At 69.3% G+C, this 15204-nt stretch carries 8 protein-coding genes and 1 pseudogene; all 9 read left to right on the top strand.

Annotated features, from left to right (window positions below):
- Positions 1 to 6 precede the first annotated feature (6 nt).
- Positions 7 to 1374, top strand: coding sequence for a condensation domain-containing protein (locus tag ABR737_RS04365; protein WP_350248859.1), 1368 nt, complete (start codon positions 7 to 9; stop codon positions 1372 to 1374).
- A gap of 154 nt (positions 1375 to 1528) precedes the next feature.
- Positions 1529 to 2485 carry a fatty acid desaturase family protein gene (locus ABR737_RS04360; protein WP_350248858.1) on the top strand — a complete coding sequence of 319 codons (957 nt, stop codon included), beginning with the start codon at positions 1529 to 1531 and terminating at the stop codon, positions 2483 to 2485.
- 20 nt (positions 2486 to 2505) lie between these two features.
- Complete coding sequence (locus ABR737_RS04355) at positions 2506 to 3171, top strand: GNAT family N-acetyltransferase (RefSeq protein WP_350248857.1); 666 nt, start codon at positions 2506 to 2508, stop codon at positions 3169 to 3171.
- Positions 3143 to 4852, top strand: coding sequence for an aspartate aminotransferase family protein (locus tag ABR737_RS04350; protein WP_350248856.1), 1710 nt, complete (start codon positions 3143 to 3145; stop codon positions 4850 to 4852). The genes ABR737_RS04355 and ABR737_RS04350 overlap by 29 nt, the downstream gene beginning before the upstream one ends.
- Before the next feature lie 98 nt (positions 4853 to 4950).
- Positions 4951 to 6456 carry an AMP-binding protein gene (locus tag ABR737_RS04345; protein ID WP_350256667.1) on the top strand — a complete coding sequence of 502 codons (1506 nt, stop codon included), beginning with the start codon at positions 4951 to 4953 and terminating at the stop codon, positions 6454 to 6456.
- On the top strand, positions 6453 to 7514 hold the full coding sequence (locus ABR737_RS04340; RefSeq protein ID WP_350248855.1) for an amidohydrolase family protein: 1062 nt from the start codon (positions 6453 to 6455) through the stop codon (positions 7512 to 7514). Before ABR737_RS04345 ends, ABR737_RS04340 begins: the two co-directional genes overlap by 4 nt.
- Before the next feature lie 6 nt (positions 7515 to 7520).
- Positions 7521 to 7769: a phosphopantetheine-binding protein gene (locus ABR737_RS04335; RefSeq protein ID WP_350248854.1), complete on the top strand. Its 249-nt coding sequence runs from the start codon at positions 7521 to 7523 to the stop codon at positions 7767 to 7769.
- On the top strand, positions 7766 to 8749 hold the full coding sequence (locus ABR737_RS04330) for an amidohydrolase family protein (RefSeq protein WP_350248853.1): 984 nt from the start codon (positions 7766 to 7768) through the stop codon (positions 8747 to 8749). The genes ABR737_RS04335 and ABR737_RS04330 overlap by 4 nt, the downstream gene beginning before the upstream one ends.
- 180 nt (positions 8750 to 8929) lie before the next feature.
- Positions 8930 to 15187, top strand: a pseudogene (locus ABR737_RS04325) (amino acid adenylation domain-containing protein); the annotation flags it as partial.
- Positions 15188 to 15204: the final 17 nt, after the last annotated feature.

The following is a 15204-nucleotide window of genomic DNA, read 5'->3' as shown; positions in this document are numbered from 1 at the left end:
CCGCTTGTGAATGTTTCAGTTCGCCCCACATCAGAGAAGGGAAGCAAAGTGCATGCACCTCACGGGGGACACTTTCCGCTGCTCCCTGCACAGTTGAGAACATGGAATGCACAGATCGAAGACCTCACCAATCCTGTCTTCTTCATCTGTGACTATTTGGAAATCCGCGGTCCAGTGGACCCCGATCTCCTGCGTGCCGCACATCTGCAGGTCGAGCGCGAAGCCGACGCGCTGCGTCTGGGCATCATCACGGTGGAAGGCGAACACCGCCAATTCGTGCACCCGGACCCTACTCCCTTGCAATGGGTCGACCTGAGTGCACGGAGCGATCCGGCTGCGGCGGCTGCGGCGTGGATGGCGGAGGACGTCCACCGGCCGGTGGATCCGCTGAGGCTGTGCGGTGCTGCCGTTATCAAAACGGCGGACGACTGTTTCCTGCTGTACTGGAAGGTCCACCACGCCGTCGTCGACGGCTGGAGCCTCGCACTGATCTTCAACCGGATGGCGGCCGTCTACAGCGCCCTGTCAGAGGGGCGGAGTTACGAGAAGGGGATGCTCCAGCCCTTCGAGCGGCTGCAGGAGAGCGAGGCCGCCTACTGGCAGAAACGTTACCTCGCAGATCGAGCACACTGGCACAGCAAACTGGCGGACCGCCCGGAGCCCGTCGGACCGTCCCGTCGCCGGGCCCAAGTCACCGCAGGCCGGCGGCTTCGGCACGAGCTGGCGCCCGACCGGGTCGCCCGCCTGGGGGAGGTGGCGGACGGCCTGGGCGTGACCTGGTCCGATCTGGCCATCGGCGTGATGGCCGCGTACGTGGGCAGCACGGTCCAGGTGCCCGAAGTGCTCCTCGGGCTTCCGACAGCCGGCCGGCTGAGTCCGCAGGTGCGCAACGCCGTCGGCATGGCGACGAACATCCTGCCGCTGCGGGTCCCCTTTGACGACGGATCGTCCCTGGTCGGTCACGCACAACGCGTCTCGCGCGAAGTGCGTGAACTGCTGTTGCACTCGCGCTATCCCACAGCCGAGTTGTCGCGGGAGATCACCGAACGGGGCGGCAGCGGACGGCTGTGGGCCGCAATGGTCAACGTCATGCTGTTCGACCACCGGCTGGATTTCGCGGGAGTCCCGGCGATCCAGCACACGGTTTCGATCCCCCTCACCGTCGACATGACGGTGTACCTGATCCAGATCGCGTCCGACGGGACCATGGAACTCATCCTCGACACCCACCCCGACCTCTACAGCGCACCGGAGACCGAGGCGCATCTGGCGAGGCTGCTGTCGATGTTCGACGCGATCGAGAAGGCCGCTCCACGCACGCCGCTCCAGGCGCTGTGCCCCGGGCCCGAGCGGTCCCCCGCGTCGTCGGGCTGACCAGGCGCCGACCCAGCAGAGCCGAGCGGCGAACCAGGCCTGGCCAGATCCGGACCAGGCCAGGTCGAGGGCGGTGTTGCCACGAACACACCCCGCCCGAACGCGCCCTCGGCACCGCACACCTTGCGTCGTGATCGGAAAAGGAGGCAGGAGCGTGGACGCGTCCGCAGGCGAGACGACAGTCCCTCGATTATCCCGGCAGCAGGAGGCCGCTGATCTCAAAGCAACGCTGAAACACCTGCGCACCGAGCCCCGGGGCTGGGTGTTCTCTCTCAAGCTGACACTGTGCGTCGTCCTCACCGGGGCGGGTGTCGCGCTGGCGCTGCAGCCCGTGCTCTGGTGTCGGATCGTCGGAGTGGCCCTGGCCGGTGCCATGTTCGCGCACGCCGCGGAGCTCCAGCACGAGACACTTCACAATCTGGCGTATCGCAGCCGCCGGGCGAATACCGTCACCGGCATCGTCCTCGGGCTGCCGATGCTCATCTCCTTCGCCGCCTACCGGGCCACCCACATGCGCCATCACCGCGATCTGGGAACCCCGATGAACCGTGAGTTCTTCGACTACGGCAACCAGTACGGCGCGAAAGGGGACCGGTCGCGACTGGCTGTTGGTCTCGACTGGGCCGTTCGTTTCTCCATGGCCCACCACTACGTATTCTTCGTCGCGAATCTCGGCCGCTCGCTGCTGGGTCAGGATTTCCCCGATGAGAACGCCCTGGTTTCCCGCAGGATCCGGCGGGACCATTTTCTTGCGGCGGCTGTCATTGCCGGGTTAGGAGCACTGACCTGGTGGACAGGGTATGCCGTCATCGTCTGGGTGTGGTTGCTGCCGCTTCTGCTTGTCGCCGCTCCGGTGCACGCGGTGATCGAACTGCCCGAGCACTACCGGTGCGAGACCCTCAACCGGGACCCGTTCGCCAATACTCGGACGATACGTTCCAACCGGATCGCCATGTGGTTCACAAATGGCAACAACTACCACGTCGAGCACCACTTGATGCCGAATCTTCCGATCGAGCGACTGCCCGCTCTCCACACCGAAGTCCGAGACCGGATCCGTTACTTCCACAGCGGATATCTCGACTTTTTCCTGAAGTTGCTCCGCAAGTGATCCAAAAAGGGGTGAAGGTCGTGGATGTTACTTATCGAATAGCCCGGACGGAGGCCGAGCGAGCCGATGTGATCCTGCTGCGTGACGCCGTCTACGTACAGGACCAGGGCCGGCTCGCCGACACGGCCGACACGGCAGCTACCTTCGACCGCTTCGACGGGACGGCCGAATACATCGTCGGCTACCTCGACGGCGTGCCGGTGGGCACCGTCAAGGTCGTTCCGGACTCACCGTCGGGGCTGCCCTGCGACGACACCGTCGACCTTTCACTGCTGCGGCCGGGAAACCGGCTGGTGGAGTTCGGCCATCTGATGACCCTGCCGAAGCATCGGCACCAGGAGATCGGCATGGCGCTCATGCGCCAGGCGTTGGTCCACAGCGTCCGTACGCACGGGGCCACGCACATCATCGGCGACTTCTTCGTCGACGACTCGGGCGGCCTGCGCAGCTTCTACCAGGACATCGGCTTCGTGGCACTCGGCGAGCCGTACGCGGACGAACGCTTCCAGGGCGCGCCGCTCAGCCTGGTGGCGACCCTGGATGTGCCCGGAGCCGCACAGGCGGCGCGCGATGACGTACACCGCGGCAATCGGCTGCTGCAGTACTTCTTCGGCGATTACGACACCTACACGTCCGCCGGTCCGAAGGAGGCCGTATATGCGAACCCGACGCCAGCGGCTGGCTGAACTGAAGGCGGCACACAACCACCCTACCTACGCCAAGATGGCGTTCGTCATGGGCTGCAAGGTCCAGGACAGGGGGGAGGGGAGCCGCGTCAGCGACGACGAGGGACGGTCGTTCCTCGCGATGTTCGACCAGTACGGCAACCAGTCCTTCGGCTACTCCCATCCGCGGATCGTCGCGGCCGTACGGGAACAGCTCGACACCGGGGTGCTCAACAGCACCAAGATCATGTTCGAGGATGTGCAGATACGGCTCTCCGAGCGGCTCGCGCAGATCACCGGGCAGCGTCTGCCGTACTCGTACCTGGCCAACGGCGGAGGGGAGACGATCGACAACGCCCTGAAACTGGCCCGTGCCGCGACCGGCCGCCCCGGTGTCATCAGCGCCCGAGGCTGCTTCCACGGCAAGACCTTCGCCACCCTCAGTGCCTCCAACCGCCCCGAACACCGCGCGCATCTCGGCCCTTTCATGGAGCACTTCCGGCAGGTGACCTTCGGTGACACGGCCGAGCTGGCCGCCGCGCTGGACGACTCGGTCGGTGCGGTTCTGCTGGAACCCGTACAGGCGGAGGCCGGGGTGATCGTGCCGCCGCCCGACTACCTGCGGGAGGTGCGCAGGCTGTGCACCGAGGCAGGGGCCCTCCTCATCCTCGACGAGATGCAGACGGCCTTCGGACGGTGCGGGACCTTCTTCGCTCACGAGCAGTTCGGCATCGTCCCCGACCTGGTGTGCGTGGGCAAGGCCTTCGGCGGCGGTGTGCTGCCCGTCTCGGCGGTGCTGGGCACCGAGGAGGTATGGAGAGTGCTGCGGGAACTGCCCTCGACATTCGGGTCGAGTCTGGGCGGCAACCCGCTGTCGTGCCGGGTCGGTCTGGAGAGTGTCGCCATCGCCTCGGACCCGCTTTTCCTCGACGGAGTGCGGGAAAGGGCGCGGATGATCGGGCAGCGGCTGACCGCGGCTGCGGAGCGGCACCCCGGCGTGGTCGCCGCGCACCGCGGTGTGGGGATGATGCACGGCCTGGAATTCCACGACCAGGCCCTGGCCGGTCTCGTCCTGGGACGGCTGCTGGAAGAAGGCATCACGTCCACCTATTCGCTGTACAACCCGGCGGTGCTGCGGGTCCAACCCCCCATGGTCATCACCGTGGACGAGCTCGACCACTGCCTGTCGGTCCTTGACACCCTCCTGGCGGAGGCCGACGCGCATCTACGTGCTGTCGGCGAGGGACGTGCCGACGGCTCCGGCACCGAACTGTCCCCGCTCACCCGCACCGTGTCGCTGCCGCACCCGGCCCATGAGGTGCTGGAACTCCTGCACGCCCGGCCCCGCATCCTGGATCCCTTCGCCACTGCCGACAGCGGACCGGAGGAGTACGACGCGGAGTTCGCCGGACGGCTCGGGGCGGACACCGTGGTCTGGGCCGATCGTATGGAGACCACCGCCCAGGGAGTCCGGCTGAGCGCCGAGGCCGGCTGGCTGTGGCGCACCCTCTGCCGCGAGGCGACGGTCACGCCCGCCGCCGACGGCGGCAGCCTCCTGCAGCTGTGCATCACCTGGGACACCGACAGCGGCTCGTACGAGGAACTGCTCGGCGGCCGTATCGGCTTCCTGGCCGGCCGGGCGCTGACCGAGTGCGTCGCGGCGCTGCGGTCCGCGCTCGGATCCGTGCGGGAGACCGTGTGAGCCGCGCACAGCCCCCTGCGGGTAGCCCTGCGAACACCCCGAACGACGAGACGGCAACGGCGGCAACAGCGGCAACGAAAGGCGAACTCGAAGTGAGCATGACCCTGCACGACCTCACGGACCGCTACGGCGGCCACACGGACGCCCGCGTGGTGGAGATCGACGTCTCGGGCGGTCGCCGAGAGATGACGCACAGCGATCTGCACGCCCTGGCGGCCGACCGCGCCGGGCAGTTGACCGCCGCGGGCGTGCGGCGGGGTCACATCATCGGGATCAAGGCGGGCAACAGCCTCGACTGGCTGGCCTGGGACCTCGCGGCACTGGCCACCGGCGCCCTGCTCAAGGCGTTCCCGGACTCCACGGAGGTGGCCGATCCCTCGGAGTTCGTCGCCCGGCACGGCCTGGCACTGTTGATCGCGGACGACTCCGTACCGCTCACGGCGCCCACCGTGATCCGGCCCGACGGCGTCCCCGGGGAGAACGTGGCGCCGCCGAGCGCTGAGGTGTACGACCGCGAGGACGTGCACAGCCTGGTCTACTCCTCGGGCACATCGGGCCGGCTCAAGGGACTTCAGATCAGCGAAAGCGGCACCGACTACGTCATCAACCGCTTCATCGACAGCTTCCGTCTGACCGCCGCCGACCGGCACCTGATCTTCCTGCCGCTCTCCAACTACCAGCAGCGGCTGTCGGTCTACTGCTGCCTGTGGCTCGGGGCGGATCTGGTGCTCGCCCCCTACCAGCGTGTTTTCCAGGCCCTGCGCAAGGAGCAGCCGACCTTCCTGATCGGCCCACCCGTCTTCTACGACACCGCGCTGCAGCTCTGTGCCTCAAGCGGCGCGGACATCACCTTGGGCGACTTCCTCGGTGGGCGCATACGCTTCCTGATCACAGGGATGGCGCCGATCCGGCGTGAAACCCTCGAAGGGTACTGGAAACAGGATGTCCGCCTCCTGGAGGCGTACGGGCTGACAGAGACCGGCATGGTCGCCTGGAACACCCAGGACGCCTACCGCCTCGGCTCCGTCGGCAAGCTGATCGACCCGGACGCGGTGACCTTCCTGGATGACGGGGAGGTGGTCATCAACCGCCCGGCGCCGCTGAGCCGGGGCTACTTCGAGACCGAAGACGGCTTGACGCCCGAAGACTGCTTCCGTCCCGACGGCTCCATCCTGACCGGCGATTACGGACGTCTGGACGAGGACGGGTACCTCACCCTGATCGGCCGCAAGAAGGACGTCATCGTGCTCGGCAGCGGGCGCAAGGTGCACCCCGCCGAGATCGAGAGCGCGTTCGTCTCCGTCGAGGGCCTCAGTGAGATCATCGTGGTGCCGACTTCGCAATCGGCCAGGCTCGGCGCGATCATCACTCCGACCGACCCCAAGGACGCCGCCCTGCGCACGCAGCTCCGCAAGCGCGTCGAGGAGGTCAACGGGTCGCTCCCGGCCCACCAGCGCGTGATGTCGATGGTCTTCTCCGAGCGGCCGCTGCGCTCCGATCCCGCCTTCCTGACCGGCAATCTGAAGCTGAGCAGGGCCCGTGCGGCGGAGCACTTCGCCGCCATGCTCTCCGCCGCGCCCGCAGCGGACGAGGGGGGCCGGTGAGCGAGTCCGCCGGGCCGACGACGGCCGGAACTGGACGCAACGGTACGGGGACCGGGAGTTCCGGCCGACCGCTCGTCGTCGACGCCCAGGTACAGCTGGGCAGCGAACTGGCCATCCCGCGCGCCTTCTTGGAGTACCAGGCAGCCAACGTCCAGCACCGGCTGGCCTCGTACGGCCACCGGGTGCGACCCTCGCGCACCCTGGACCACGTACTCGCCCTCCACCAGGACGACGAGGCCGACAAGCTCGTCGCCGAGATGGACGAGGCGGGCGTCGATCAGGCGTTCCTGGTCGTCCCCGACTTCTCCCAGGTGGCGCGGTGCCGCCTGTCCCGTCCCGAACTCGCGGCCTGGCACGACCGGGTCACCCGCCGCCACCCGGGCCGCTTCCACGTCTTCTGGGGCGTCGACCCGCGAGCCGGCCAGGACGGCATCGACCTCTTCGAACGGTGCGTGACGGAGTACGGCTTCGCCGGGCTGAAGCTGTACCCGCTGTGCGGCTACTCGCCCAGTGACGCGCGGTTGGACCCGTACTTCGAGATGTGCGCGCACTACGGACTGCCCGTCCTCACCCACACGGGTCCCGGCTGGGGGCCCTTGGACTTCTCCTACGGCAGTCCGCTCCTGCTGGACCGGGCGGCCCGTGACTTCCCCCAGGTCGACTTCATCCTGGGGCACGGCGGGGTCACCCATATCGATGAGGCGACCTATCTGTGCGCCCACCGGCCCAACGTGCACCTGGACATCAGCCAGTTCCACTCGGTCCTGGCCGCGGACGGCTGGCAGGCCCATCTGAACCGGCTCCTCCGCACGGGGATCTGCCACAAGATTCTCTTCGGTACGTGCTGGCCCTCCTACCGGCTGTCGGAGTCGCTCAGCGGCCTGGTCGGCGCGTTCGCCCAGGGCTCCCCTGCCGTCGCCGGAGTGCGGGAGCCTGACCGACGCCTGCTGATGAGCGGCAACAGCCTGCGCTTGATCGGCCGCAGGAAGTCCACGGGAACCGGCTCCTGGGGAGCCGCACCGCACACCACACGATCCCACAACGACGCAAAGGAGTGACCTGATATGAAGCAGGACAGCGCGGAGCTGGAAAAGTCGCTGATCGCATGGGTGGAGGACTGGAACGCCGGGGAGACGCAGACCGTCGTCGACGCGGACACCAATCTCAGCCACACGGGTCTGCTCGACTCCATGGCGGTCGTCGGCCTGATCGCTCACCTGGAGGAACAGATCGACACGACCTTCGACTTCGCCACCTTCGACCACAGTGACGGTGTCACCGTCCGGGGCATCGTTCGGCACTGCGTCGGATGACCACCATCTACGACGGCCACTGCCATGTGGCATCCACGCGCTTCATCCCCCAGGCGTTCGTCGCGGATGTCGCGGGCAACGTCCACAGCAAGCTCTCCGCGAGGGGCGCGTCCCCGTCGGTCGCCCGCATCGCCCGCAGCTACGTCGACCAGCACCAGGACCATCTGGCCGACGGGTTGATCGCCGAGATGGACGCCGCCGGGATCGCACGGGCGGTGCTGCTGGTACCGGACTTCAGCCTGCGCATGCCCGGAAGCGTGCCGCCCTCCGAGGCGGCCCGGCTTCACCACGAGATCCGGCAGCGCCACCCCGATCGCTTCTGGGTCTACATCGGGGTCGATCCGCGGCGCGGCCCCGAAGGGGTGCGAGCCTTCGCGCAGATGGTGGACGAGTATGCCCTGGACGGGGTGAAGCTGTATCCGCCCTGCGGCTATTCGCCTTCCGACCCGGATCTCTACCCGTACTACGAGATCTGCGCGGCCCTGTCGCTGCCCGTGTTCGTACACACCGGACCCACGGCGGCGAGCCTGGATTACGAGCCCGCGGACCCGATCAAGATCGATCGGGCGGCCCGCGACTTCCCGCAGGTCGACTTCGTCCTGGGGCACGCGGGGCTGACCCATGTGGACTCAGGCGGCTACCTCGCGGCATACCGGCCCAACGTGTACCTGGACATCGGCGGATTCGCCAGCACCCCGACCCTCCGGGACTGGCCGGAGCATCTCAACGGGCTCTTCCGGGCGGGCATCAACCACAAGATCATCTTTGGGACGGACTGGCCGCTGGGCCGCATGGGCGGTGGGCTGAAACGCCTGACCGACGAAATCCTGCACGGACCGACCGTCTTCTCCGGGGTCTCCCGCACCGACCAACAACTCATCCTGCGCGACAACCTGCTGCGTGTCCTGGCGCCCGGCAGCCGCCCCGCTCCGCACCCGGCGGCCGCACCGCGGAAGGGAGCCGCCGACGTCGCCGGCTGACAACACGGACCGTGGACACCCCGCCCGCTGCAAACCGGAACAGACCGGCCGCCTACCTGGAACAGAGACCTCGAACAGACCGGCCGCGGGATCCGCCGGGACGAACAAGTGAGGAACTGAGCAATGGCAATCACCGGATCGGAAAGCGTACCGGCGTGCCACCGGCACGCGGCCGACGGTACGGCCCTGACAGACCTGTTCGAGGCTCAGGCGCTGCGCCATCCCCTTCGCACGGCCGTCAACTACGGCCGCGACAGCCTCGACTACGCCGCACTCGACGCACGCGCCAACCGGCTGGCACGTGTCCTGATCCAGCGCGGCGCGGGACCCGAACAGCTCATTGCTCTCGCCCTGCCGCGCTCGATCGACCTCGTCGTGGCCATTCTGGCGGTCCTCAAGTCCGGCGCCGCCTACCTCCCGCTGGACCTGCACCACCCCGAGGAGCGGCTGGAGAGCATCCTGCAGGACGCCCGCCCGCTGCTCCTGCTGAGCCTCGCCCCCCTTGACCTGCGTGCTGCGACGCCACGACTGGTGCTCTCCACCCCGCAGGCAGCCGCGGAGCTGGCGGAACAGGACACGACCGCCCCCACCGACATGGACCGCAGCGCCCCTGTGGGCCCGGACACGGCCGCGTACGTCATCTACACCTCGGGATCCACCGGCCGGCCCAAGGGAGTCGTGGTCAGCCATCGGAGCGTGGTCCGCCTCTTCACCCACAGCGCGTCCCACTTCCACTTCACCGAACAGGACGTGTGGAGCCTCTTCCACTCCTACGCCTTCGACGTGTCGGTCTGGGAGATGTGGGGTGCCCTCCTGCATGGCGGAAGACTGGTCGTCGTCCCCTACGACATCAGCCGCACACCCGACCGCTTCCTCACCCTGCTCGCCGAAGAACGCGTCACGGTCCTCAGCCAGACCCCGTCGGCCTTCTATCCCCTGATCCAGGCCGACCGGGACCGGCCCGCACAAGGAGACCGGCTCGCCCTGCGCGCCGTCGTGTTCGGCGGCGAGTCACTCGACTTCGGGAAGCTGGCCGCCTGGTACGAGCGCCACGCCGAGGACGCACCGGTCCTGGTCAACATGTACGGCATCACCGAGACCACCGTCCACGTCACCTACACGGCGCTCACCCGGGACGACACCCTCGGCCGGCCCGCCAGCAGGATCGGCACCGCACTCGCCGACCTGTCCACCTACGTCCTCGACGAAACCCTGCGCCCCGTGCCGGCCGGAGTCCCCGGCGAGCTGTACGTCGCCGGGCCCGGCGTCGCACGCTGCTACCTGAACCGGCCCGCCCTCACCGCAGGACGCTTCGTCGCCGACCCCTTCGGGCCGCCGGGCAGCCGCATGTATCGCAGCGGTGACGTGGCGCGCTGGAACGCCCAAGGCACACTGGAGTTCCTCGGCCGCGCGGACCAGCAGGTCAAGATCCGCGGCTTCCGCATCGAGCCGGGCGAGATCGAGTCGGTCCTCACCGCCCACCCCGCCGTGAGCCAGGCAGCCGTCGTCGTCCGCGAGGACCGCCCCGGCGACCAACGCCTGACCGCCTACGCCGTCACCGCCCCCCGGACCGGCGAGGCACCCGATGACACGGCCGCCGAGCAGGTCGACGACTGGGCGAAGGTGTTCGACTCCCAGTACGCGCGCACGCGCTTCGGCCCTGCCCCTGCCCCTGCCTTCGGCGAGGACTTCTCCGGCTGGCACGACAGCTACCTCGACGGCGCATCCCTGCCCGCACCCCACATGCGGGAGTGGCGCGACGAAACCGTCCGTCGCATTCGCGCCCTGAACCCCGACCGCGTCCTGGAGATCGGCGTCGGCACCGGCCTGCTGCTGTCGCAGCTGGCTCCCGGCTGCCAGGAGTACTGGGGCACGGACGTCTCCCAGCAAGCCGTGGACCTGCTGCGTCGCGAAGTGGCGGCGCGGCCCGCCCTGGCCCCGAGGATCCGGCTGAGCTGTCGGGCTGCCGACACCGTCGGCGAACTGCCCGCCGGTCACTTCGACGTCGTCGTCCTCAATTCCGTCCTGCAGTACTTCCCGAACCCCGGCTATCTCCACGACGTACTGACGCAGGCCCTCGCGCTGCTCACACCCGGCGGGGCCCTCTTCGTCGGCGACGTCCGTGACGCGCGCTCCCTGCGCTGCTTCACCACCGCCGTGGAGCTGCACCGCGCCGCTGTGGACGACAACACGGCCAGGCTGCGCCAGGCCGTGGAACGCGCCCTGATGCTGGAGGAGGAACTGCTGCTGGCACCCGACTACTTCCACGCCTTCGCCCGTCGGCAGCCGTCGGTCGGCGCGGTCGACATTCAGGTGCGCCGCGGCCGCCACCACAACGAGATGACCCGCTACCGCTACGACGCCGTGCTGTACAAGACGACGACACCGCCCACAGCCAACCGTCACGACGCGACCCTCCGGCTGCGGCGGCCCGACATCGAGGACACTCCGGCCGCCCTCACGAAGTACCTGCGCGAGCACCGTCCAGCGCACCTTCGGATGTCCGCGATCCCCAACCGGCGAACGACCCAGGAAGTCGCAGCCGCCCGGGCCCTCGACGAGGGAGCGACCCCGGCCGAGGCACTGAACCTCCTGTCGGCCGCACCGCACGGGGTCGAGCCCGACGAGCTGTACGCACTCGGTGCGGAACTCGGCTACCAGGTGGCGGTCGCACCGTCGCCGACGGACGTGGACGCTGTCGACGTCCTCTTCTCCCGCGCCGGCACCACTCTGCAGGCGTACGAGCCCGCCGACGACCTGGGCACACCGGCTGCGCATGCCACCAGTCCGGCAGCGGCGCGCCATGGCGCGCGATTGACCGCCGCACTGCGCGCGTACCTGCGCGAACAGCTGCCCGACTACATGGTGCCGACGGCGATCGTGCTCCTGGAGCGGCTGCCCCTGACGGTCAACGGCAAGCTCGACCGGGCGGCGCTGCCCGCCCCGGCTGTCGAGGCCGGCTCCGGCCGCCCCGCGCGCACGGACCTCGAACGCGAGCTGTGCGAGCTGTTCGGCGAAATCCTCGGCGTCGCGGACATCGGCATCGACGACGACTTCTTCGCCCTCGGCGGTCACTCCCTGCTGGCCACCCGCCTCGTGGCACGGGTACGTGCCGCGCGCGGTACCGAACTCCCCGTCCGCGCACTCTTCGAGCGCCCCACCGTCGCCCAGCTGGCCGAGCGGGTCCAGGACCGTGGGTTCGACACCGAGACCCGTCCCGCGTTGCGGCAGGCCGACCGCCCCGGCACGCTGCCGCTGTCCTTCGCCCAGCGCCGCCTGTGGTTCCTGCACCACCTGGAAGGACCGAGCCGGGCGTACCACGTGCCCTGGCTGCTCCGGCTGGCCGGCGAACTGGACACCGGCGCGCTCCATGCAGCCCTCCAGGACCTCGTCGCCCGCCACGAAGTCCTGCGCACGATCTTTCCCGACCAGGACGGCGAGCCCTGCCAGTGGATCCTCGACCCGGCGGACGCCCCCGCGGCCATGCCCGTACGGCGCATCACCGACGACGCACTGACCACCGCCCTCGACGAGGCGATCGGCCAGCCCTTCGACCTTGCCGATGGCCTTCCGCTGCGGGCCCATCTCTTCTCCCTCGGCCCGCACCAACACGTACTTCTGCTCCTGATCCATCACATCGCCTGCGATGGCTGGTCCTTCGCCCCGTTGGCCGAGGACCTGATGGCGGCCTACGAGGTCCACACCGGAGCCGTGCCCGAGGCCGCTGCCACGTCTCCCGTCGCGGCCGGCACACCCGGCGACGCCCATGCCGACGAACGGCCCGGGCCGCCCGTGCAGTACGCCGACTACACGCTCTGGCAGCGCGACCTGTTGGGCGACGCCGACGACCCGGCCGGCCGGCTGGCCCGCCAACTCGCCTACTGGCGGCAAGAGCTCAGCGGTCTGCCAGCGGAACTGGACCTCCCCTCGGACCGCCCGCGCCCCGCGGACCCCACGTACCGGGGCGCGACGGTGCCGGTCGCCTGGGACGCGGAACTGCACCGCGCCCTGGCCGATCAGGCCCACCACAGCGGCACCAGCCTCTTCATGGCGCTGCAGGCTGCCCTGGCCGCCCTGTTGACCCGGCTGGGCGCGGGACACGACATACCCATCGGCTCACCCGTCGCCGGACGTACCGACCAGGCCCTGGACCGGTCCGTCGGATTCTTCGTCAACACCCTCGTCCTGCGGGCGGACACCTCCGGCTCCCCGAGCTTCCGGGAACTGCTCCACCGCACACGCGACACCGCGTTGGGCGCGTACGCACACCAGGACGTGCCCTTCGAGTACCTCGTCGAGGACCTCAACCCGGCCCGCGCCATCGGCCGCCATCCGCTCTTCCAGGTGTCCCTGGCCCTGCAGAACGCCCCCGAACCCAGGTGGACCACCCCCGGGCTGAAGATCGACAGCGAGCTCCTGCACCCCGGGGCGGCCCGCTTCGACCTGCTGCTCAACCTCGCCGAGCAGCAGACGGCGGACGGCGAACCTGATGGGCTGAGCGGATTCCTCGAGTACAGCACCGACCTGTTCGACCGGGACACCGTCCTCGGCCTGGTCGCCCGGCTGACCCTCCTGCTCACCAGGGCGGTGGCCGCCCCGGACACGCCCGTCGAGGCCCTGGACATCCTGGCCCCCGAGGAGCACCACCAGCTACTGGCGGAACGCACGCGCACCGACCGCCCCCGGCCCGCCACCACGCTACCCGCCCTCTTCCAGGACCAGGTCGTCCGCACCCCGGACGCGACGGCCGTGATCTGCGACGGCGACCGTCTCACCTATGCCCGGCTCGATGCCCGTGCCGACCGGCTCGCCAGGCGTCTGAGCGCCGCCGGAGCGGGACCCGAGCGGTTCGTGGCCCTGGCCTTGCCCCGGTCGGCGGACATGGTGGTGGCCGTACTGGCCGTGCTGAAGACCGGCGCCGCCTACCTTCCCCTGGACCCGCGCCACCCCGCGGGGCGCATTGCCCTGGTCCTGGACGACGCGGCCCCCGTCTGCGCGGTCGCCACCGACGAGACCTGCGCACTGTTTCCCGAGGGCCTTCCCGTGCTCCGCGTCGACGGCCTGGCCGATGACGGCCTCGCCGACCAGGGCCGGCCGCAGGGACCGCTCCCCGGCAGCACCGCGTACGTGATCTACACATCCGGGACGAGTGGCCGACCCAAGGGCGTAGCGGTCCCACACTCCGCTGCCGTGAACCTCGCGCTCTGGGCCCGCGACACCTTCGGGCGACAGGGGCTCTCCCATGTCCTGGCCGCCACCTCACTGACCTTCGACGTCTCCGTCTTCGAGGTTCTGTGCCCCTTGCTGTGCGGCGGCAGCATCGAGATCGTCCGCGATGTGCTGGCGGTGGCGGAGCGCCCGGCGGGACGTTGGACGGGCAGTCTGATCAGCGGCGTGCCCTCGGCCGTGGCCAACCTCGTCGGCCACCACGATGTGGACCTCAGGGCGGAGACCGTCGTGCTGGCAGGCGAAGCACTGCCCGCCCATGTCGCCGCGGAACTGCGGACCGCCGTCCCCGGCGCCCGAATCGCCAACATCTACGGGCCGACGGAAACGACCGTCTACGCCACGGCCTGGCTGGGCGAGGACTGCGGCCACCGCACTCCGCCCATCGGCCGCCCCCTCGACAACACTCGTGTCCATGTGCTGAACCGGTACCTCCAGCCGGTTCCGCCCGGTGTGGCAGGTGACCTGTACATCGCGGGCGCCGGACTTGCACACGGATACCTCGGCCGCCCCGTGCTGACCGCGGAGCGCTTCGTCGCCGATCCCTTCGGCGGCCCGGGCGAGCGGATGTACCGTACCGGCGATCTGGTCCGTCGCCACCGGGACGGCTGCCTGGAGTTCATCGGGCGGACGGACGACCAGGTCAAGATCCGCGGGTTTCGAATCGAATTGGATGAAGTGGCGGCGGCCCTGACCGGCCACCCCGGGGTCGGCCAAGCGGCCGTGACCGTACGGGAGGACCGGCCGGGCGACAAGGAGCTGGTCGCGTACTACGTGCCGAGCCGCGGGACGAGGGACGCGGTGGCTCTCCGGCCGGTGCCCCAGCAGGAGGAGCTGCGCACGCATCTGGAACGGACCCTGCCCGCGTACATGCTCCCCGCCGCCTTCGTCGAGCTGGACCAGATGCCCCTGAACGCGAACGGCAAACTCGACCGCCGCGCCCTGCCCGCACCGGACGCCGTGGGACACGGGGCGGGGCGGACCCCGCGCACGCCGGACGAGAAGGCACTGTGCGACCTGTTCGAGCAGGTTCTCGGGGTGCCCCGGGTCAGCATCGACGACAGCTTCTTCGACCTCGGTGGGCACTCCCTGCTCGCCACCAAACTGGTCGCTCGTATACGGGCCGACGTCGATGCGAGCATCCGCGTCCAGACCCTCTTCGAAGCGCCCACCGTGGCCTCACTCGCCGCGCGCCTGCACGCAGAGGCGTAGACGCGAAGAGAAACGGA

The sequence above is a fragment of the Streptomyces sp. Edi2 genome (assembly GCF_040253635.1).
GTDB lineage: Bacteria > Actinomycetota > Actinomycetes > Streptomycetales > Streptomycetaceae > Streptomyces.
Note: the sequence above shows the minus strand (reverse complement) of the source record. Positions and strands in the feature narration are given on the sequence as shown.